At 65.3% G+C, this 20,359-nt stretch carries 23 protein-coding genes; 14 read left to right on the forward strand and 9 right to left on the reverse strand.

Annotated features, from left to right (window positions below):
- Window positions 1-20 precede the first annotated feature (20 nt).
- The gene (gene coaE, locus NLM25_RS01670; RefSeq protein ID WP_254114824.1) at window positions 21-620 is read left to right on the forward strand and encodes a dephospho-CoA kinase; all 600 of its coding nucleotides are present in this window, start codon (window positions 21-23) and stop codon (window positions 618-620) included.
- A gap of 29 nt (window positions 621-649) precedes the next feature.
- Entirely contained in the window at window positions 650-1,366 is a 717-nt protein-coding gene (dnaQ, locus tag NLM25_RS01675) for a DNA polymerase III subunit epsilon (RefSeq protein ID WP_254114823.1), read from the forward strand.
- On the opposite strand, the gene secB is transcribed toward dnaQ, so the two are convergent.
- The gene (gene secB / locus NLM25_RS01680; protein WP_254114822.1) at window positions 1,363-1,851 is read right to left on the reverse strand and encodes a protein-export chaperone SecB; all 489 of its coding nucleotides are present in this window, start codon (window positions 1,849-1,851) and stop codon (window positions 1,363-1,365) included. The two genes, dnaQ and secB, sit on opposite strands and share 4 nt — an antisense overlap.
- A 417-nt stretch (window positions 1,852-2,268) precedes the next feature.
- Here secB and NLM25_RS01685 point away from each other — a divergent pair, with 417 nt between their 5' ends.
- The 3 genes from NLM25_RS01685 to NLM25_RS01695 are packed head-to-tail and all read left to right on the forward strand — an operon-like array spanning window position 2,269 to window position 5,100.
- Window positions 2,269-2,976, forward strand: coding sequence for a Tim44/TimA family putative adaptor protein (locus NLM25_RS01685; protein ID WP_254135797.1), 708 nt, complete (start codon window positions 2,269-2,271; stop codon window positions 2,974-2,976).
- Entirely contained in the window at window positions 2,954-4,513 is a 1,560-nt protein-coding gene (locus tag NLM25_RS01690; RefSeq protein ID WP_254135798.1) for a murein transglycosylase A, read from the forward strand. Before NLM25_RS01685 ends, NLM25_RS01690 begins: the two co-directional genes overlap by 23 nt.
- Complete coding sequence (locus tag NLM25_RS01695) at window positions 4,510-5,100, forward strand: Smr/MutS family protein (RefSeq protein WP_254135799.1); 591 nt, start codon at window positions 4,510-4,512, stop codon at window positions 5,098-5,100. The genes NLM25_RS01690 and NLM25_RS01695 overlap by 4 nt, the downstream gene beginning before the upstream one ends.
- Here NLM25_RS01695 and NLM25_RS01700 read toward each other — a convergent pair.
- The 5 genes from NLM25_RS01700 to hslV form a co-directional block, all read right to left on the reverse strand.
- Window positions 5,097-6,221 carry a hypothetical protein gene (locus NLM25_RS01700; protein ID WP_254135800.1) on the reverse strand — a complete coding sequence of 375 codons (1,125 nt, stop codon included), beginning with the start codon at window positions 6,219-6,221 and terminating at the stop codon, window positions 5,097-5,099. The two genes, NLM25_RS01695 and NLM25_RS01700, sit on opposite strands and share 4 nt — an antisense overlap.
- Before the next feature lie 218 nt (window positions 6,222-6,439).
- Window positions 6,440-7,744 carry an ATP-dependent protease ATPase subunit HslU gene (gene hslU, locus NLM25_RS01705; protein ID WP_254135801.1) on the reverse strand — a complete coding sequence of 435 codons (1,305 nt, stop codon included), beginning with the start codon at window positions 7,742-7,744 and terminating at the stop codon, window positions 6,440-6,442.
- Window positions 7,745-7,795: 51 nt separating this feature from the next.
- Window positions 7,796-8,428 carry a DUF2585 domain-containing protein gene (locus tag NLM25_RS01710; RefSeq protein WP_254135802.1) on the reverse strand — a complete coding sequence of 211 codons (633 nt, stop codon included), beginning with the start codon at window positions 8,426-8,428 and terminating at the stop codon, window positions 7,796-7,798.
- Entirely contained in the window at window positions 8,425-8,910 is a 486-nt protein-coding gene (locus NLM25_RS01715) for a GNAT family N-acetyltransferase (protein WP_254135803.1), read from the reverse strand. Before NLM25_RS01715 ends, NLM25_RS01710 begins: the two co-directional genes overlap by 4 nt.
- A gap of 3 nt (window positions 8,911-8,913) precedes the next feature.
- A complete protein-coding gene (gene hslV, locus NLM25_RS01720) occupies window positions 8,914-9,474 on the reverse strand; it encodes an ATP-dependent protease subunit HslV (protein ID WP_254114814.1) in 561 nt (186 codons plus the stop codon).
- Between the two features lie 191 nt (window positions 9,475-9,665).
- Here hslV and hisB point away from each other — a divergent pair, with 191 nt between their 5' ends.
- The 7 genes from hisB to coaA all read left to right on the forward strand — a co-directional run bounded on the left by hisB (window position 9,666) and on the right by coaA (window position 14,404).
- Window positions 9,666-10,259 (forward strand): imidazoleglycerol-phosphate dehydratase HisB, encoded by a 594-nt coding sequence (hisB, locus tag NLM25_RS01725; RefSeq protein WP_254114813.1) that lies wholly within the window; start codon window positions 9,666-9,668, stop codon window positions 10,257-10,259.
- Window positions 10,260-10,322: 63 nt separating this feature from the next.
- Entirely contained in the window at window positions 10,323-10,853 is a 531-nt protein-coding gene (locus NLM25_RS01730; protein ID WP_254114812.1) for a DUF2628 domain-containing protein, read from the forward strand.
- A complete protein-coding gene (gene hisH / locus NLM25_RS01735) occupies window positions 10,850-11,500 on the forward strand; it encodes an imidazole glycerol phosphate synthase subunit HisH (protein ID WP_254135804.1) in 651 nt (216 codons plus the stop codon). The genes NLM25_RS01730 and hisH overlap by 4 nt, the downstream gene beginning before the upstream one ends.
- Window positions 11,488-12,234 carry a 1-(5-phosphoribosyl)-5-[(5-phosphoribosylamino)methylideneamino]imidazole-4-carboxamide isomerase gene (gene hisA, locus NLM25_RS01740; RefSeq protein WP_254135805.1) on the forward strand — a complete coding sequence of 249 codons (747 nt, stop codon included), beginning with the start codon at window positions 11,488-11,490 and terminating at the stop codon, window positions 12,232-12,234. The genes hisH and hisA overlap by 13 nt, the downstream gene beginning before the upstream one ends.
- 3 nt (window positions 12,235-12,237) lie before the next feature.
- Window positions 12,238-13,011: an imidazole glycerol phosphate synthase subunit HisF gene (gene hisF / locus NLM25_RS01745; RefSeq protein ID WP_027561669.1), complete on the forward strand. Its 774-nt coding sequence runs from the start codon at window positions 12,238-12,240 to the stop codon at window positions 13,009-13,011.
- A gap of 90 nt (window positions 13,012-13,101) precedes the next feature.
- Window positions 13,102-13,422 (forward strand): phosphoribosyl-ATP diphosphatase, encoded by a 321-nt coding sequence (locus tag NLM25_RS01750; protein WP_254114808.1) that lies wholly within the window; start codon window positions 13,102-13,104, stop codon window positions 13,420-13,422.
- Window positions 13,423-13,447: 25 nt separating this feature from the next.
- The gene (gene coaA / locus NLM25_RS01755; RefSeq protein WP_254114807.1) at window positions 13,448-14,404 is read left to right on the forward strand and encodes a type I pantothenate kinase; all 957 of its coding nucleotides are present in this window, start codon (window positions 13,448-13,450) and stop codon (window positions 14,402-14,404) included.
- Window positions 14,405-14,539: 135 nt separating this feature from the next.
- On the opposite strand, the gene NLM25_RS01760 is transcribed toward coaA, so the two are convergent.
- The 3 genes from NLM25_RS01760 to NLM25_RS01770 all read right to left on the reverse strand — a co-directional run bounded on the left by NLM25_RS01760 (window position 14,540) and on the right by NLM25_RS01770 (window position 19,023).
- Window positions 14,540-16,765, reverse strand: a complete 2,226-nt coding sequence (locus tag NLM25_RS01760; RefSeq protein ID WP_254135806.1) for an ATP-binding protein — start codon at window positions 16,763-16,765, stop codon at window positions 14,540-14,542.
- A gap of 125 nt (window positions 16,766-16,890) precedes the next feature.
- Complete coding sequence (locus tag NLM25_RS01765; protein ID WP_254135807.1) at window positions 16,891-17,364, reverse strand: hypothetical protein; 474 nt, start codon at window positions 17,362-17,364, stop codon at window positions 16,891-16,893.
- Between the two features lie 120 nt (window positions 17,365-17,484).
- On the reverse strand, window positions 17,485-19,023 hold the full coding sequence (locus tag NLM25_RS01770) for a YifB family Mg chelatase-like AAA ATPase (RefSeq protein WP_254135808.1): 1,539 nt from the start codon (window positions 19,021-19,023) through the stop codon (window positions 17,485-17,487).
- Window positions 19,024-19,248: 225 nt separating this feature from the next.
- Between NLM25_RS01770 and NLM25_RS01775 the strand changes: the two genes are divergently transcribed.
- Window positions 19,249-19,494 (forward strand): PilZ domain-containing protein, encoded by a 246-nt coding sequence (locus NLM25_RS01775; RefSeq protein WP_011083489.1) that lies wholly within the window; start codon window positions 19,249-19,251, stop codon window positions 19,492-19,494.
- 79 nt (window positions 19,495-19,573) lie between these two features.
- A complete protein-coding gene (locus tag NLM25_RS01780; protein ID WP_254114798.1) occupies window positions 19,574-20,347 on the forward strand; it encodes a tetratricopeptide repeat protein in 774 nt (257 codons plus the stop codon).
- Window positions 20,348-20,359 lie beyond the last annotated feature (12 nt).

Genomic DNA, 20,359 nt, shown 5'->3' on the forward strand with positions numbered 1-20,359 from the left:
ACAGAGATGGCTTGGCGCTGATGCGGATCCTTGGACTGACCGGCTCGATCGGCATGGGAAAATCCACCACCGCGAAATTGTTCGCGGAGGCCGGCGTTCCCGTCTACGACGCCGATGCTGCCGTCCACCAGCTCTACGAGGGCGAGGCCGCGCCCGCGATCGAGGCCGCCTTCCCCGGCACCACCGCGAACGGCAAGGTCGACCGGCCAAAACTGTCCGCGCGCGTCGTGCATGACCCGGCGGCCATCAAGCAGCTCGAGCAGATTGTCCATCCGATGCTCGGCGCCTCCCGGCAGAAATTCTTCGCCGATGCGGAAGCAGCCGAGGCGCCCGTCGTGGTCCTGGATATCCCGCTGCTGTTCGAAACCGGCGGTGAGAAGCGGGTCGATGCCGTGGTCGTGGTGTCGACCTCGCCGGAACTCCAGCGCAAGCGTGTGCTGGAACGCGGCACGATGGATGAGGCCAAGCTCGATGCCATCATCGCCAAGCAGACGCCGGATGCCGAGAAGCGCAAGCGGGCCGATTTCGTAGTGGATACGTCACACGGACTTGAACCGGTGCGCGCCCAAATCACGCACATCCTGGCCGAGGTCGTTAAGATGCCGCAGCGGCGAGCCTGATTCGCCGCTCTCACACGGCGTCCCAAATCATGCGTGAAATCGTTCTCGACACCGAAACCACCGGCCTCGATCCGCTCCGCGGCGATCGGCTGGTCGAAATCGGCTGCGTCGAGATTTTCAACCGCATGCCGACGGGACAGACGTATCACGTCTATATCAACCCCGAACGCGACATGCCGGCGGAAGCCTTCGCAGTCCACGGGCTGTCGGCGGAATTCCTGTCGACCAAGCCGCTGTTCCACGAGGTCGCCGATGCGTTTCTGGAGTTCATCGGCGATGCGCCGCTGGTGATCCACAACGCTTCGTTCGATATCGGCTTCATCAATGCCGAGCTCGACAAGATCAAGCGCGCGGCGGTCCCGCGTGAGCGTCTGGTCGATACCCTGCTGCTGGCGCGGCGCAAGCATCCCGGCGTGTCGAACCGGCTCGACGATCTCTGCTCGCGCTATTCGATCGACAATTCACACCGCACCAAGCACGGCGCGCTGCTCGACGCCGAGCTGCTCGCCGAAGTCTATGTCGATCTGGTCGGGGCGCGGCAGTCGCAGCTGCTACTAGCGTCGGACGCCGAAGATATCAGAGTCACTGCTGCTGGCGATACGCCACGGCGGCAGCGGACCGTGCCGCTCGCGCCGCGGATTTCCGATGCCGAGCGCGAGGCCCACCGGGCCTTCATCGCAACGCTCGGCGACAAGGCGATCTGGAACGAGTTCCTGCCCGCTCCAGTCGCCCCTCCGGCTGGTTAGGCCTGACCGGTCTGTCCGCCCTGGGCGGCCATTTGCCGCTCCATGTTCTGACGATAGAGACCGACGAAGTCGACCGGGTCCAGCATCAGCGGCGGGAACCCGCCGTCGCGCACCGCCGTCGCGATGATCTCGCGGGCGAACGGGAACAGCAGGCGCGGGCACTCGATCATGACCAGCGGATGCAGGTTCTCCTTCGGCACGTTGGTGATGCGGAACACGCCAGCATAGGCGAGCTCGAACGAGAACATGATCTTGCCGGCTGTCTCGGCCTTGCCCTCGACCGACAGCGTCACCTCGAACTCGGTATCACTCAGGTTGTTGGCGCTGACATTGATCTGGATGTTGATCTGGGGCGGCTGGCCCTGCTGCTGGAGCGAGCTGGGCGCGTTCGGATTTTCGAACGACAGGTCCTTGGTGTACTGCGCCAGCACGTTGAGCTGGGGAGCCTGGGCCGCCTCGGGAGGGGTGCCGTTACCGTTGGTCATCGAAGTCTCTCCTTACCCGATTGGGGCTGAATTTCGCGGCGGTTGGCTAACATAGGGCCGCCTCGTTCCACAAGGACGAACGGTCCCGGACGGGGATCCGGACCACGCCCACAATTGTGACGTTCAATCCGGCCCCCTGGCGAAATCACACGTTAAACGATTGAAGATGCGCGATTTCCGGGCAGGATCGGGTTTCCCCTTAAGCATAAAACGCGCTACACTCGGCGCTGTGCCAAAAGGCGCCATTGGCCGGGCAAGATTTCGTGCCTACATCCCACGGACCAGACCCGCGGATCCAAAAATGGTGATGTAGACTTGCCGTTCCCGTATGGAACGGTCTACTGGCCGGATTGATTTTCCCGGCGACGACCTCTTCGAGACGACCCCTTATAGAGAAGACCAGAAAGCGAATTCGACGTGGACATCTACACCATCATCTTCCTGGCGCTGGCGGTCTTTATCTTTCTGAGGCTTCGCAGCGTGCTGGGGCAGCGGACAGGCAACGAGCGGCCGCCGTTCGACCGCACCGCCGCCCGTAATGCGCTGGGGGGTGCCCAGGACAAGAACGTTGTGACCATGCCAGGCAAGGTGATCGACCAGGCCCCGCTGGCGCCGACGGCTGACCCGACCCCGCCCTCCGATCGCTGGAAGGGTCTGGCCGAGCCGGGCTCCGCGCTCGCCCAGGGTCTCGACGCCATCGTCGATAAAGATTCCACGTTCGACCCGCGCCATTTCATCTCCGGGGCCCGCGGCGCCTATGAGATGATCGTGCTGGCCTTTGCCAATGGCGATCGCCGTGCGCTGCGCGACCTGCTGTCGTCGGAGGTCTATGAGAGCTTCGACGCCGCCATCAAGGAACGCGAGAAGAACGAGCAGAAGACCGAGACGCGCTTCGTCTCGATCGACAAGGCCGAGCTCGTCGGCGCCGAGCTGCGCGATCGCACGGCCCAGCTCACCATCCGCTTCGTCTCGCAGATGATCTCGGCCACCCGCGACAAGACCGGCAACATCGTCGACGGCAGCGCCGACACGGTCGCCGACATCACCGACATCTGGACGTTCGCCCGCGACATCACCTCTCGCGATCCAAACTGGAAGCTGGTTGGCACCGGAAGCGCGAATTAAGATTTTCCTCAAGAACAGCGCGACGGCGCTTTGCGCAGGTGTCGTCGTGCTGTCGTCGTTTTCGCTCGGCGCCGAGGCCGCGCGGCGTCACTATCGCAGCCATCACCATCATCGCCCGGAATTGCCCGCCGCACCGCCGCGGGCGTTGCCCTATCCGCAGCTTCCCCTGCCGTTCGAAGTCCCCGGTGCGCAATATCTGCCGCTGGCCTGGGCGGACGTGAAGGGCTGGAGCGACGACAATCATCTCGCCGCCTACAAGACGTTCCGCGCCAGTTGCCGGACGATCAACGCGCAGACCGGGGCGCCTGAGCCGAAAGCGCTTGGCGCCTCGCTGAACGAACCCTGCCGCGCCGCCAAGTCGCTCGAGCTCAGCGACGACGCCAGGGCTAAAACTTTCTTCGAGGAGAATTTTTCGCCGCTGAGGATCTCGCGTCTCGGCGAGCCCGACGGTTTCGTCACCGGCTATTACGAGCCGGTGCTGGATGGATCGCGCACGCAGACCGAGGTCTTCAATGTGCCGGTCTATCGCCGGCCCTCGAACCTGTTCGTTCGCGGCTACAAGCAGGACTCGGTCAGCCTGCCCAACAAGGGCCCGGTCTACCGCAAGATCGGCCGCCGCAAGCTCGTGCCCTATTACGACCGCGGCGAGATCGAGGACGGCAAGATCGCCGGCCGCGGACTCGAGATCGCCTGGCTGAAGGACCCGACCGATCTGCTGTTCGCCCAGATCCAGGGCTCGGCGCGGATCAAGTTCGACGACGGCGGTACGGTCCGGCTCAATTACGATGCCTATAACGGCTATCCCTACACCGCCGTCGGGCGCGTCCTGATCGAGCGCGGCATCATTCCGAAGGAAGAGATGTCGATGCAGAAGATCAGGGAGTGGATGGCGCAGAATCCTGATGGCGCCAAGGACCTGCGGCGCCAGAACCGCTCCTACATCTTCTTCCGCGAGGTCAATCTCTCCGACAAGGACGAGGCGGTGGGCGCGCAGGGCATTCCGCTGACGGCCGGCCGCTCGATCGCGGTCGACAAGTCGCTGCATGTCTACGGCACGCCGTTCTTCATCGAGGGCGAGCTGCCGATCGATTCCGAGCGCTCGAAGACGCCGTTCCACCGGCTGATGATCGCGCAGGACACCGGCTCGGCCATCATCGGGCCTGCCCGCGCCGATCTCTATTTCGGCGCCGGCGCGGATGCCGGCCGCGTGTCCGGGCGGCTGCGCCATCCCATGCACTTTGTCATGCTGGTGCCGAAGGGCCTCGATCCATCCGTGCGCGGCGCAAGGCTGCCGGTGCCTGATCCGCGTCCCTCGGAAAAAATCGCAAAACTGTTTCCGCAGACCGATCCCGCGAAGAACGCTGCGGCGAAGCCGGCTGAATCCGGCAAGGCTGGCGCGGCTTCGCCCGCCGTGCCACAAGCCAACGACGCCACCGTTGCGGTGGCAAGCCCGGTGCCGTTGCCGGAGCCGCGTCCCAACATCAAGCCCGACCGCGAACAGCGCAAGCGCGTGAATCGTCGTTCCGACCAGCAATGAAGCGATCGTCCCGCCCGCCCGTGCTGGAGCCTCGTCCCTCGTCGCGCCGCCGCGCGCTGACCGAGGAAGAGCGCGAGTTGTGGGACCTCGTCGCAAAGCAAGTGAAGCCGTTGAGGAAGCATCGCGTGGCAAAGGCGCATGCCTTGCCGCGCGCCGAGCCTTCACCCGCCGTACCAGCGACGCGACCTGCTCCCTCGTCCCGTCCGATTGCCGCTGCGCCGGCGCCACGCGCTGCAAAGCCGGCGATGCCGCCCTTGGCGCCGCTCGGCAAGCGCGAGCGAACAAAACTGTCGCGCGGCCGCAGCGAGATCGAGGCGCGGCTCGATCTGCACGGCATGACCCAGATGCGCGCCCATCGCGCCCTCACCGGCTTCCTGCACCGGGCTCATCACGACGGCCTGACCTTCGTGCTCGTCATCACCGGCAAGGGCCGCAGCGGCGGCGAAAGCGGCGTGCTGCGCCGGCAGGTGCCGGAATGGCTGAGCCTGCCGGAATTCCGCACCTTCGTCGTCGGCTTCGAGGAGGCCGCTATCGGCCATGGCGGCGAGGGCGCGCTTTATGTCCGCATTCGCCGGGCGAGATTCTAAAACGGCCGGACGATTCCGACGCGTGGGATCAAGGTGATGATCAGGCCGACGATGTTTGTCTTCTGATCTTCCGCCGGAATCAGCGGCGTGTCCCGCGCGGCGGGGAGCATCTTCACCGCATGCAGGATCAGGAACATGCAGACCGCCCAGTTCGAGATCCAGCGCGAATAATCGAACACCATCGCGAACATCACGAGATAGGCGAGGCTGACGCCGATCAGCGCGGCGATCACGAGGCGCCGGTGCACGTCGTTTGCGAGCGCGCCGATCAGGCCGGCGAAATAGCGCCAGAGCGGCGTGTGCAGCCAGATCAGCAGGGCAAACACCGGCACGCCGAGGATGTTGTGCGGCAGGCGGCCCCAGGTGTCGGAAACTTCCTTCGCCAGCGGCTGGTACCAGATGTAGGCAAATTGCAGCAGATCGGTCCGCGCCGGATCTGCCATCCGGGTCCTCAGGTAGGCCACGAAATCCGCTTCGGGGATCGGCATCGTTCCCCAAAATTGCGCGGCGAAGAACAACGCGCTCACGCACAGCAGCGCGACCAAGCCGAACGCGGCGTTCGTTCTGGTCATGCCGCAGGCGAGGTAGTGCCGGATCACGACGATGGTGATGATCGTCGGCACGTACATCAGCAGATGAATGTGGTGGATCAGCACGAGGACGATCGAGAACAGCGCGGCCAAAGCCACGAACAGCAACGAGCCGGCCGGCATCAGCAGCAGGACGAGCGCGAGTGCGCAGCCATAGATGTCGAAATGGCCGAGCGTGTGCATGAAGTTCTTGAGGAAGAACGGCGAGCCCGCGATGAAGACGAACAGCGGCAGCGTCTTCGCGGTGAAGCCAAACGTTTTTTGGAACAGCCTGACGAACAGCCCCAGCGTCACCAGCCACGTTGCCCCGCCGAGAGCGAACACGAGCCAGACCGGCACCTTGTTCATGAACAGCGCGACGATCGCCCCGATCAGCGCGCGCTTGATGAAGCCGAAATGATAGTCGACGAGGAGGTGGATGTAGGGGACGTAAGGCGGCAGCTGGATCTTGTGAACGAACACGCCGACGATCACCGCCGCGTTGATCGCGAGCAGGATGCGCCAGGGATTCTTCTGGATTCGAGCGATCACGCCACACCCGAGCTGGCGCGATCTATCTCCGCCGTCGTCCCGGACAAGCGAGCACAGCGAGCGCAGATCCGGGACCCATAACCACAGGAAGTTGTTTGAGTCGGGATCGGAGCCGCCATCTGTTTCAACAAGGACCGGTGGTTATGGGTCCCCGCGCCCGTGCGCAATTGTGCACCAGGCGGGGACGCCGGCCCGATAGATAGCTGACCCCGGCTGAATTACAAAATGAACCGGCTCAAATCCGCGTTCTTGGCGAGGTCACCGACGTGCTTCTGCACGAAGTCCGCATCGATCCGGACGGTCTCGCCGCTGCGGTCGGGTGCGGTGAAGGAGATCTCGTCCAGCACCCGCTCCATCACGGTCTGGAGCCGCCGCGCGCCGATGTTCTCGACGGTGGAATTGACGGCGACCGCGACGTCGGCCAGCGCGTCGACGGCGCTGTCGGTGATGTCGAGCGTCACGCCCTCGGTCTGCATCAGGGCGACATATTGCTTGATCAGCGAGGCCTCGGGCTCGGTCAGGATGCGTCGCATGTCGTCGCGGGTCAGCGCCTGCAGCTCGACGCGAATCGGCAGGCGGCCCTGCAATTCCGGCAACAGGTCGGACGGCTTTGCGACATGGAAGGCGCCGGAGGCAATGAACAGGATGTGGTCGGTCTTCACCGCGCCGTGCTTGGTCGAGACCGTGGTGCCTTCGATCAGCGGCAGCAGATCGCGCTGCACGCCCTCGCGCGAGACGTCGCCGCCGACCCGGCCGTCGCGGGCGCAGATCTTGTCGATCTCGTCCAGGAACACGATGCCGTTGTTCTCGACCGCGTTGATCGCCTCCAGCGTGAGCTGCTCGGTATCCAGCAGCTTGTCGGATTCCTCGTTGACGAGGATCTCGTGCGAGCTCTCCACCGTCAGTCGCCGCGTCTTGCTGCGGCCACCCAGCTTGCCGAAGATGTCACCGATCGAAACCGCACCCATCTGTGCGCCAGGCATGCCCGGGATCTCGAACATCGGCATGCCGCCGCCCGAGGACTGCGTCTCGATCTCGATTTCCTTGTCGTTGAGCTCGCCGGCGCGCAGCTTCTTGCGGAACGATTCGCGCGTTGCCTGGCTGGAATTGGCGCCGACCAGCGCGTCGAGCACGCGCTCCTCGGCAGCGAGCTGCGCGCGCGCCTGCACGTCCTTGCGCTTGCGCTCACGCACCTGGGCGATCGCGACCTCGACGAGATCACGCACGATCTGCTCGACGTCGCGGCCGACATAGCCGACCTCGGTGAATTTCGTCGCTTCCACCTTCAGGAACGGTGCATTGGCGAGTTTTGCCAATCGTCGCGCGATCTCCGTCTTGCCGACCCCGGTGGGGCCGATCATCAAGATATTCTTCGGCAGCACTTCTTCGCGCAGGGAGCCGGAGAGCTGCTGCCGGCGCCAGCGGTTACGCAGCGCGATCGAGACGGCGCGCTTGGCGTCGGCCTGGCCGACGATGAAACGGTCGAGTTCGGAGACGATTTCGCGGGGAGAGAAGTCTGTCATGGGACCTTAGCTAGGGTCAGATGCGGGTCGGGACAAGCCGGTTTTTTGCCGTCAGATGATCGGCGGTCCGGATTGCCATTGTTTCACGGCGTCGATCGGATGGATCAGCATCAGGATATTGAGCGTCAGATTGTCGCGAATGTGGAGCGCCAGCATGATTTCGAAGGCGAGCCCGAGCACGACGGTCAATGTTACGGGCAGTGCGCGCGCGGCGAGGAACCCCAGCATCATGAACAGCGTGTCCGAGACCGAATTGACGATGCTGTCGCCGTAATAATCCAGCGAGATCGTGCCCGCGCGGTAGCGCTCGATGATGAACGGCGAGTTCTCGACGATCTCCCAGGCGCCTTCGATCAGCATCGCGATGATCAGCCGCGCCGGCCAGGACAAGCTTGGAAGAGGCAACCGCAGGAACGGCAGGCGCGCGAACAGCAGCCAGGTGAATCCGTAGAACAGGAAGCCGTGCAGGACGTGCGAGAAGGTGTACCAGTCGGCGATGTGCTGCGAATTCTCCGAGCTGTTGACCACGCCGTGCCACAGCTTGATGGTGCCGCAGGTGCAGATCGGCACGCGGCCCATCGCCAGCAGGATCGAGGCCTGCAGCGCCAGCAGCAGCAGCGCAATGCCGACCCAGGCGAGCGGCGGTACGGCGACCTTGCTCTCGTGTGCGCTTGTCAGCGTCACGGCTCGCGCACCATCAGCAGCGCTGGCCCGTCCGGCGTCTCGACCATGCGGTCGCGGACGAAGCCGGCCTTCTCATAGGCGCGCACGGCACGTGCGTTGAGCGGATCCGGATCGGTGACGATGCGCGGCAGGCCCTGCCGCAACTGCCCGTCGACGAACTGGCGGATGAACGCGGAGCCGTGGCCGCGCGCGATCATGTCGCTTTCGCCGATGAACTGGTCGATCCCACGAGTGCCCTCCGGTTGCGGCCCAAAGCCGGTATTCCAGGCTGTCAGGCGATAGCATTGAAGATAGCCGAACGGCCGGGTGCCGGCCAACACGATGAACTGCTCCATCGCGGGCTCAACGAGATCGCCGCTGACGAGTGCAAACTGCTCGTCGGGATCGCCCCACCATTCCCGCACCTGCGCTTCGCCCAGCCACCGCCGGACCAGCGGCAAATCGGCCGCGGTCATCGGGCGGAAGGCGTAGCCGGGCGCCATGGCCTAGCCGCTCGCCAGGCTCTCGATGGTCAGGTTGCGGTTGGTGTAGACGCAGATGTCGGCGGCGATGTCGAGGGAGCGGCGGACGATGGTCTCGGCGTCCTTGTCGGTGTCGAGCAGGGCCCGCGCCGCCGCCAGCGCGTAGTTGCCGCCGGAGCCGATCGCCATGACCCCGGCCTCGGGCTCCAGCACGTCGCCGGTGCCTGTCAGCACCAGGGAGACATCCTTGTCGGCCACGATCATCATGGCCTCCAGCCGCCGCAGATAACGGTCGGTCCGCCAGTCCTTGGCCAGCTCGACCGCGGCCCGGGTCAATTGCCCCGGATATTGCTCGAGTTTGGACTCCAACCGCTCAAAGAGTGTGAAGGCGTCGGCCGTGGCGCCGGCAAAGCCGCCGATGACGTCGCCCCTGCCGAGCTTCCGCACTTTCTTGGCGTTGGACTTGATCACGGTCTGGCCGATCGAGACCTGGCCGTCGCCGCCGACCACCACCTTGCCGCCCTTGCGGACCGTCAAAATCGTGGTGCCGTGCCAGCCCGGCGCGCTGTTCTGGGAATCCTGCATCAAATACCTCGTTGTCAGGCCTGATTTAGGCGGTCGGGGCCGACCGTACAACGGGCCGCCCCGGGCCCAATTTCGCTCACCATAGGCAGAAGTAGAGGCCCGGGCAGCCGTTCCCGCAGTAGCGAAGGCGTCATTTGGCTGTTAAAAGACCGGCGTTTTCGGCCCCAAGCTAGGATGGAAGCCAGATTTCAATGCGCACCGCGACGATCAAGCGCAAGACCAAGGAAACCGACATCGAGGTCACCGTGAACCTCGATGGCACCGGCGTGGCCAATATCGCGACCGGCATCGGCTTTTTCGACCATATGCTCGATCTCCTCGCCCGCCATTCCCGCATCGACCTCACGGTCAAGGCGGTTGGCGACCTGCACATTGATTATCACCATACCACCGAAGACACCGGCATCGCGCTTGGCCAGGCGGTCAAGCAGGCGCTCGGCAACATGGCGGGCATCACCCGCTATGCCGGCGTGCACATGCCCATGGACGAGACGCTGTCGCGCGTGGTCATCGACATCTCGGGCCGCCCGTTCCTGGTGTTCAAGGCCGACTTTCCCCGCGACAAGATCGGCGAGTTCGACACCGAGCTGGTGCGCGAATGGTTCCAGGCCTTCGCCATGAACGCCGGCGTGACTCTCCACGTCGAGACCCTATATGGCGATAACAGCCATCATATCGCCGAGTCCTGCTTCAAGGGTCTGGCGCGGGCGCTGCGCACCGCCGTCGCGATCGACCCGAAGGCGGCGGGCGAAATCCCGTCCACCAAGGGCTCGCTCGGCGGCTGACGTCTCGACCCGGCGGCACGCGCCGCTTGCGGTATCACTGAATTTAGAGAACGGGGCATCACCATGCCTGTCTACACAGTTCATGCTCCCTCCCCTGCCGGAGCCGATCTGCGCGCGACCGACAAGTTCGTGTTCGTGCGCGACGGCTTCCATTTCTGGGCGATGATCTTCGGCCCGTTCTGGCTACTCTGGAACAGGCTCTGGCTTGCGCTGATCGGCTGGCTGATTTTCCTCGCTGCGTTCGATGCGGGGCTGCATAGCCTCGGCGTTGGCCGTAGTGCGATCTTCTTTGCCAACATGATCGTCGCGCTCTTGATGGGCTTTGAGGCCTCGAGCCTCCGCCGTTGGACGCTGTCGCGCGGAAAATGGCGGCAGCTCGATGTTGTCGTCGCGGACGACGAGGATACCGCCGAGCGCCGCTTCTTCGAGCGCTGGAGCCAGAAGCAGCAAGGCATCGTCAACGATCAATGGGCCGTCGATCGCGGTGGTCCGCCGCCGACCCGCAGCGTGCCGGGTCAGCAATTCTCGAACCCGCCGCCACTGCCGGCCGGCGGCATCATTGGATTGTTTCCGGAACCGGGAGGGTCAAGGTGAGCGTCGCCATCATCGATTACGGTTCCGGTAACCTGCATTCCGCCGCCAAGGCGTTCGAGCGCGCCGCGCGCAGCCTGGAGACTCCGCAGAAGGTCTTCGTCACCAGCGATCCGGATCAGGCGTACAGCGCCGACCGTCTGGTGCTGCCGGGCGTCGGCGCCTTTGCCGATTGCCGGCGCGGTCTCGACGCCGTGAACGGCATGGTCGAGGCGATCACCGAAGCGGTGCGCGTCAAGGCGCGGCCCTTCTTCGGTATCTGCGTCGGCATGCAGCTGATGGCGAGCCGCGGCAAGGAGCATGTCACGACGGACGGCCTGAACTGGATCGGCGGCGACGTCGAGAAGATCACGCCGCGCGACGAGAGCCTGAAGATCCCGCACATGGGCTGGAATACGCTCGACATGCTGCGCGAGCATCCGGTGCTGAACAAGTTGCCGCTCGGCCCCAAGGGGCAGCACGCTTATTTCGTGCACTCCTACCACCTCAACGCTGCCAACGAGGCGGACGTGCTCGCGCGTGCCGACTACGGCGGGCCCGTCACCGCGATCGTCGCGAAGGACACCGCCATCGGCACCCAATTCCACCCCGAGAAGAGCCAGCGTTTCGGCCTGGCCCTGATCTCGAACTTTTTGCGATGGAAACCGTGATTCTCTTTCCCGCGATCGACCTCAAGAACGGCCAGTGCGTGCGCCTCGAGCAAGGCGACATGGCGCGCGCGACCGTGTTCAACCTCAATCCCGCCGCGCAGGCGCAGAGCTTTGTCGAACAGGGCTTCGAGTATCTCCACGTCGTCGATCTCGACGGCGCCTTTGCCGGCAAGCCGGTGAATGCGCAGGCGGTCGAGGTGATGCTCAAGACGCTCAAGATCCCGGTGCAGCTCGGCGGCGGCATTCGCGATCTCGCCACCGTCGAAGCCTGGCTCGACAAGGGCATCACCCGCGTCATCATCGGCACCGCCGCGGTGCGCGACCCTGAACTGGTGAAGGCGGCTGCAAGGAAATTCCCCGGCCGCGTTGCGGTCGGGCTCGACGCGCGCGACGGCAAGGTCGCCGTCGAAGGCTGGGCCGAGACCTCGCAGGTGACGGTGCTCGAGATCGCACAGCGCTTCGAGGATGCCGGCGTCGCCGCCATCATCTTCACCGACATCGCGCGCGACGGCCTGCTGAAGGGATTGAATCTCGACGCGACCATTGCGCTGGCCGACGCCATCTCGATCCCCGTGATCGCCTCCGGCGGCCTCGCCTCGATCGACGACGTCAAGGCGATGCTGGCGCCCCGGGCGAAAAAGCTCGCCGGCGCGATCGCAGGCCGCGCGCTGTATGACGGCCGGCTCGATCCGGCCGCGGCGCTCACCTTGATCCGCGATGCGCGCAGGAGCTGACAGATGTTCAAGGTGCGCGTGATCCCCTGCCTCGACGTCAAGGACGGACGGGTCGTCAAGGGCGTCAACTTTGTCGATTTGCGCGACGCCGGTGATCCCGTCGAAGCCGCGATCGCCTATGACGCCGCCGGTGCCGACGAGCTCACCTTCCTCGACATCACCGCGACCCATGAGAACCGCGGCATCATGCTGGACGTGGTCCGGCGCACGGCGGAGGCCTGCTTCATGCCCGTGACAGTCGGCGGCGGCGTGCGTGAGGTCAACGACATCAAGACGCTGCTGCGTGCCGGCGCCGACAAGGTCTCGATCAACAGCGCCGCGGTGTCGCGGCGCGAGTTCGTCAAGGAAGCCGCCGAGAAGTTCGGCGAGCAGTGCGTGGTGGTTGCGATCGACGCCAAGCGGGTGAAGCGGCCGGGCGGCGACCGCTGGGAGATCTTCACCCATGGCGGGCGCAACTCGACCGGCATCGATGCCATCGAATATGCCCAGGAAGTGGTCTCGCTCGGCGCTGGTGAAATTCTGCTCACTTCCATGGACCGCGACGGGACCCGGCAGGGCTTTGACATCCCGCTGACCCGGGCGATCGCCGACAGCGTTCCCGTCCCCGTGATCGCCTCGGGCGGCGTCGGCAATCTTGATCATCTCGTCGACGGCATCCGCGACGGCCACGCCACGGCCGTGCTCGCCGCCTCGATCTTCCATTTCGGCGAATTCACCATCCGCGAAGCCAAGGAGCACATGGCCCGGCGCGGACTGGCCATGCGCCTCGATGCCTGACGACTCCCGTTCATAAAAATGCTACACAGGCTGGCGGGGAATGGCCTCCGTGGCCAAGTGTGCTGCCAAGCGTGTTTCTGAGTAATTCCGATGCCGCGTTTCACGATCCACGATCTGGCCGAGACCATCGACGCCCGCGCGGCGGCCGGCGGCGAAGCGTCCTATACCCGCAAGCTCCTGGACAAGGGTGCCGAGCATTGCGCCAAGAAGTTCGGTGAGGAAGCAGTCGAAACCGTAATCGCAGCAGTCGAAAACGATCGCGCGCATCTGATCGCCGAGAGTGCCGACCTGCTCTACCACTTCCTTGTGCTGCTCAAGGCGCGAGGCGTAAAGCTGGAAGAGGTCGAGGCCGCGCTGGACAAGCGGACCTCGATGTCAGGGTTGGAAGAGAAAGCTTCGCGTAAGGGCTAGTACGCCCCAACGGAAAGGTCGCGTCATGGATATCCGCGCACCCGAGCAGCAGTATAATCCGTACCGCGTCTATACGCGCGAGCAATGGTCGCGACTGCGTGACGACACGCCAATGACCTTGGAGCCAGGCGAGTTCGACCGGCTGCGCTCACTGCACGATCGCCTGGACTTGCAGGAGGTCGAGGACATTTATCTGCCGCTGTCGCGCCTCCTCTCGATCTATGTCGATGCGATGCAGCGGCTGTATTACGCGGAGCGCCAGTTCCTCGACATCCGCGATCGCAAGGTGCCCTACATCATCGGCGTCGCCGGCTCGGTCGCGGTCGGAAAATCGACCACCGCCCGCGTGCTCCAGGCGCTGCTGGCGCGCTGGTCGCCGCGCCCGAAGGTCGAGCTGATCACCACCGACGGATTTCTGTATCCCAACGCCGTGCTCGAGCGGCAGGGCATCATGCAGAAGAAGGGTTTTCCCGAGAGCTATGATCTGCCGCTGCTGCTCGGCTTTCTCTCCGACATCAAGTCCGGCCGCCGTCATGTGCGCGCGCCGGTCTATTCGCATCTGACCTACGACATCGTGCCGAACCAGTGGGCCGAGGTCGACCAGCCCGACATCCTGATCGTCGAGGGCGTCAACGTGCTGCAAACCGGCAAGCTGCCGCGCGACGGCAAGGCGGTGCCGGTCGTCTCCGACTTCTTCGATTTCTCGGTCTATATCGACGCCGACGAGGCGGCGCTGCGGCAATGGTACATCAAGCGCTTCCTGGCGCTGCGTGACACCGCGTTCACCAATCCAAAATCCTACTTCAACCGCTATGCGCTGTTGTCGGACGAGGAGGCCACCGCCACCGCGATCGCGATCTGGGAGCGCACCAACCTCGCCAACCTCGAGGACAACATCCTGCCGACCCGCCCCCGCGCGACGCTGATCCTGAAGAAGGGCGCGGACCATACTGTGGCGAGCGTGGCGCTGCGAAGGCTGTAGCTTCGTAGGGTGGGTTAGCCCTGCGACTGCGCAAAGCGCAGTTCGCACGGCGTAACCCACCATGCTTCCGCAATTGCGGAGCGAAGTTGGTGGAGTACGCTTCGCTAATCCACCCTACGGCAGCGTCGATTGCCGCTATACCGCCAGATGCCGTGACGCCGCGAGCCCGGCCAGTGCCTCGTCCAGCTTCTCGCGATCGAGCGGCTTGATCAGAAATCCGTTCATGCCGGCCTCGAAACAGGCATAGCGATCCTCCACCAGCGTGTTGGCGGTGAGCGCCAGGATCGGCGTGTGGTGGCCGCCGGTGGCGGCCTCATGGGCGCGGATGCGTTTGGTCGCCTCGATACCGTCGAGCTGCGGCATCTGGATGTCCATCAGCACGAGGTCGTAGGGCGTGCCGGCCGATGATGCCGCAAGCCAGGATTCCAGCGCGGCCGCACCCTGGACGGCGATAACGACGCGGTGGCCGAGCTTGGTCAGCAGCGAGCGCATCAGCAGCGCGTTGATCTCGTTATCCTCCGCAACGAGGATCGACAGGCCTTTCACCGGTCCTGCGCTGGCGGAGTCAGCCGGCGGCTCCGGCGCGAGCTCGGGCGAGGCGACCTCCGGCGTCTGCGCGAGGCGTGCAGCGAGCGAGGCCGCGCGCAGCGGCTTCACCAGGAAGCCGGTAAAGGCCGGCGAAAGCTTCTCATGGCGCGAGCTCGACGTCAGCAGCACGAGCCGCTGCAGCGCGTGCGTGCGGGCCACCTCGCCGAGATGATCGGCAATGGCAGGACCGATCGCACGATCGATCAGCACGGCATGCCAAGAACGTTCCGGCAGCAGCGCTTCGGCGACGGCCGCATCCGCGACCATGCAGGTCTGGCCGCCCCAGCGCTCCAGGCGCCGCGCGATCAGCGAGGCCTCGATACCGTCGGCGATCAGGAGGATCGACTTGCCGGTGAGATCGGGGCTTGGGAACGCCGTCTGTCCCGCGCCGGTTTGCGATGGCGCAAGCGGGATCGCGACCTCGAAGGTCGAGCCCTTGCCCGGCTCGCTCTCCAGGGTGATGCGGCCGCCCATGCGCTTGACGATGCGTTCGCTGATCGGAAGGCCGAGCCCGGTGCCGCCATAGGTGCGAGCGATGCGTTCGTCGGCCTGCTCGAACTCGCGGAAGATGCGTGTCCGCGCTTCGGCTGCGATGCCGATGCCGGTGTCGCGGACGAGGAAGCTGATCTCGTTCGGCCAGATGCCGGGTTCGACGATCAGCGCGACGCCGCCGCTCGCGGTGAACTTGATGGCGTTGCCGGCGAGGTTGAGCAGCACCTGGCGCAGCCGCGCGGCATCGCCGACCACCTCGAGCGGCAGGCGCTCGTCGACATAGGCGGCGATCTCGAGCTTCTTTGCCTGCGCGCGCGGCGCGAGCAGCTCGGTGATCTCCTCGATCAGGGTCGAGAGCGCGAAGGGGCGCTGCTCGAGATCGAGCTTGCCGGCTTCGATCTTGGAATAGTCGAGCAGCTCCTCGATCAGCGCCATCAGCGCCTCGCCGGAGGTTTTCACCGCCCTGGCATAGGTCGTCTGCTCCGGCGTCAGCGTGGTGTCGAGCAGGAGGCCGCCCATGCCGATGATGCCGTTGAGCGGGGTGCGGATCTCGTGCGAGGCCATCGCCAGGAAGCGCGACTTGGCACGGTTGGCGGCATCGGCCTGGTCGCGCGCGTCCGACAGCGCGCGCTCGGTCTCGGTGCGGTCGGTGACGTCGCGTCCGACGCTCTGCAATTCGGCGGGCTGGCCGGCGTCGAGGCGGACATAGCCTTCGCGCCAGGCGATCCAGCGCGCGCCGAGCGGGGTTGCGATCTTCTGGTCGTGGACGCGCGTGCCGCTGCTTTCGCGGGCGCCGTCGCCCTGTTCCAGCACGTCGAAATCGAAGCGCGTGCCGACCAACGCGCCGCGCGCCTGTCCTGCGAGCGCGCAATAGGCGTCGTTGGCGAAGCTGATGCGGCCCTGATGGTCGCGCAGCACGATCAGATCGCCCTGCTGTTCGAACAGGCTGCGGGCGCGTTCTTCCGCTTCCTTCAGCTCCCAATTGCGGTCGATCAGCGCCTCGTTGTGGGCAGCCAGCGTGCGCATCCGCTTGTTGACGAAGCGCAGCCGCATGCTGAGCGTGGCGAGGCCGAGGCAGGCGAGCGCGAACAGGAAGCTCGCGCCGATTGCGAATGCGTTGGGATCGTAGCCGGAATTCTCGGACCGGCTGCCCGAGACGAAACCATAGGCGGCGCCGAACGTCGCCGAGAAGATCATGAAGGAGCGGATCGCGAAGGCGATGCGGGGATGCTGTCGCCTGAAGCGGCGCATGCGCACCTTGATCCGGAACGTCCGACCCATCGCCACCGACCCCGACTCTTGTCCGAAACCCCACCGCCGCTGCGTGCGACGATGTCTCGCCGACCTTGCGAACAGCTTGAGGCTTTGGTTCGGCCTCCAAACAGCGTTAGCGAGTTCTTAATGCGTCAGAGCGAGGCGGCCTGGAGCGGGAGCGGGCGGTGGCCGCCATGGGCGCCGACGATCAGCGCGGCCGCTTCGCGCTGCGAGAACGTCTTCGAGCGCACATAGATGCGATAATCGGCCGGACCGTCGGTGGAAAGATAAATGACCGGGCCGCCGTCGACCGGCTGCGCGGCAATCGTGATGAGGCGCGTCGCCGGATTGGCCCGGCAGGAGTCGGGCTCGGAGCCGAGACCGTCGTCGACGACCGCGAAGTCTGCCTCGTCGGCATCGTCGGTGATCCGGACCCGCACCGTGGCCCGCGACGGATCGTCGGTGAAGGCGACATGGACGCCGGCGGTCCAGAACAGGGATGTGAGCTCGACCGAGGTGTCGCCCAGCGCGATGCAGGGATGCGAGACCGATCCGATCTCGCCGCGCGCGAACACCGCGGCCGCGAGCAGGGGAACAACCGAAGCCAGGATCTTGAAACGCAACATGACACGCTACTCGCCACGCCCGAGTGAACTGCTCTTGGGAACTCGCTTACGAGCTCTTGGGCCGTATGGTTTGCAGAGCGTAAAGGAAACTCGTTACCGCCGGGTTGACGCGCGAAGCGGTCACGCCAACTGGCGCACATCCTCCGCGAGTGCGCGGTAGGACAGCGCCTCGGCGAGATGCAGCCGGCCGATCTTCTCGGCGCCGTCGAGATCGGCGAGCGTGCGCGCTACCCGCAGCACGCGGTGATAGCCGCGCGCCGACAGGCGCATGGTCTCCGCGGCATCGCGCAGCAATTTCTGGCCCTGCGCATCCGGCCTTGCGATCTCTTCCAACACCGAGGCCGGCGCCTCGGCATTGGTGCGGACATGCGGCAGGCCCGCATCCGCGTAACGCGCGAGCTGGATGTCGCGCGCCGCCGCCACGCGCGCGGCGACTTCGGCCGAGCCCTCGGCTGGCGGCGGCAGGATCAGGTCGGCCGCGGTCACCGCGGGCACCTCGATGCGCAAATCGATGCGGTCCATCAGCGGACCGGAGATGCGCGCCTGGTAATCGCCGGTGCAGCGGTCGATGCGGCCGCGCTTGCAGGCATAGCCCGGCTCGAACGCATTGCCGCAGCGGCAGGGATTCATCGCCGCGACCAGCATGAAGCGCGCAGGATATGTCACGCGATGATTGGCGCGGGAGACGGAGACCTCGCCGTTCTCCAGCGGCTGGCGCAGCGAATCCAGCACGCGCGGATCGAATTCCGGCAGCTCGTCGAGAAACAGCACACCCTGATGCGCGAGCGAGATCTCGCCGGGCTTGGCGCGCATGCCGCCGCCGGTGAGCGCGGCCATGCTCGCAGAGTGATGCGGCGAGCGGAACGGCCGTCGCGCGGTCAGCGCACCGCCCTCGATCTCGCCGGCCACGGAGGCGATCATCGAGACTTCGAGCAGTTCGCCGGGCGACAGCGGCGGCAGGATCGAGGGCAGGCGCGCCGCCAGCATCGACTTGCCGGCACCGGGCGCACCGATCATCAGCAGATGATGTCCGCCGGCGGCTGCGATCTCCAGCGCGCGCTTGGCGCTTTCCTGGCCCTTGATGTCGCGCAGATCGAGCGGGGAGGTGACCGTCTCGTGCACTTTCGGCGTGGGCCGCGACAGCACCTGTGTGCCCTTGAAATGGTTGGCGATCTGGATCAGCGAAGTTGCGGCAATGATCTGGATGTCCGGGCTCGCCCACGCGGCTTCCGAGCCGCAGGCCGCCGGACAGATCAAGCCTTCCTCGCGCACATTGGCGCCGATCGCGGCGGGCAAGACGCCGGCCACCGGCGCGATCGAGCCGTCGAGACCGAGCTCGCCGAGAACAGTAAAACCGGTCAGCGCATCCGGCGGAATCGCGCCGATCGCTGCCATCAGCCCGAGCGCGATCGGCAGGTCGTAGTGGCTGCCCTCCTTCGGGAGGTCGGCGGGCGCGAGATTGACGATGATCCGCCGCGCCGGCAGCGCCAGCCCCGAGGCGATCAGCGCCGAGCGGACGCGTTCCCGGGCCTCCGACACCGCCTTGTCCGGCAGGCCGACGATGGCAAAGGCCGGCAGGCCCGGCGCGACCTGCACCTGCACGTCGACCGAGCGGGCCTCGATCCCCTCAAAGGCGACGGTAGAAACCCGCTGAACCATGCCCGAACCAGCCTGCCCTCTTGTGCAATTAGGGGTAGCAGAGCGTGGCCTTTTCTGCAAGAACAATACGGGAACGATTCAAGGGCCCGGAAATCCCTAACCAGTCGTAAACATCACGCAGACACTACGCCTCGAATGCGAGCGGCTCTCATCAGCACATCCCAACGAATGTTCGCTACTCCTAGGGTGCGGGATGGGCCGTGGTCTAACGGGTGAACAATTCAAATGCTTGCAAATCGCCGGAGAAGCGAACGTCGGGTGTGCAGCCGGCTCGCCAAGATTCACTTTGGCGCGGGATCGCTGCCGCGGGACTGCACGATCACGGATATCTCGGATGGCGGCGTGAAAGTCGTGGCGGAGTTTCTGGAAGTGCCGCCGCAATTCACCATCATCTTCGCGCCCGATTATTCCCGCCAATGCCGCCTGCGCTGGCGCATCGGCTGCGAATTCGGCGCCGAGTTCACCGACTAAGGTCGTCGCGGCCGCGTCCTTAACGGGACTTTAGCGTTAATCGGTAAGCATCTCTGATCAATCGCCGAGTGATCAGAGTATGCCCAAGCGTTCGTCCCTTGCCTCTCCCCCGGCGAGATATCTGTTCTCCGCGCTTCTGGTGCTCGCCCTCGGCGGCTGCCAGACCACGAGTCTGGAGGACGTCACCGGCGCCCTGGGCGGCAAGCCGGAAACTGCCGCCACGGCCGACCCCAAGCCGGACATGGACGCCCTTCGCGAGCGCTATCGCGCCAAGCCGAGCGATCCCAACGTTGCCCTCGAATACGGCAAGGCGCTGCGCGAGACCGGCCAGCGCGCCCAGGCCGTCGCGGTGATGGAGCAGGCCGTGCTCAATCATCCCAGCAACAAGGCGCTGCTTGCCGGCTATGGCCGCGCGCTCGCCGACAGCGGCAATTTCCAGCAGGCCTTCGATGTGCTCAGCCGCGCGCATACGCCTGAAGATCCGGACTGGCGCATTCTGTCGGCGCAAGGCGCAGCGCTCGACCAGCTCGGCCGCAACGAAGAGGCGCAGCAATATTATGCGACCGCGCTGAAGATCGTGCCCGAGGAGCCGCAGGTTTTGTCCAATCTCGGCCTGTCCTACATGCTCCAGAACAATCTGCCGCGGGCCGAGGAAACGCTGCGCCGCGCCAATGCGCGAAATCCCGCCGATGCCCGCGTGCGCGCCAATCTCGCGCTCGTCGTAGGATTGCAAGGCAAGCAGGCCGAGGCCGAAACCATCGTGAAGGGTGACCTGCCGCCGGATCAGGCCGCGGCGAAGGTCACGGCGCTGCGGCAGTTGCTGGCGAAGAAGCAGCAACGGGCGGACAGATAGTCCGCCCTGTAT

This window comes from Bradyrhizobium sp. CCGB01, from assembly GCF_024199795.1.
Classification (GTDB): domain Bacteria; phylum Pseudomonadota; class Alphaproteobacteria; order Rhizobiales; family Xanthobacteraceae; genus Bradyrhizobium.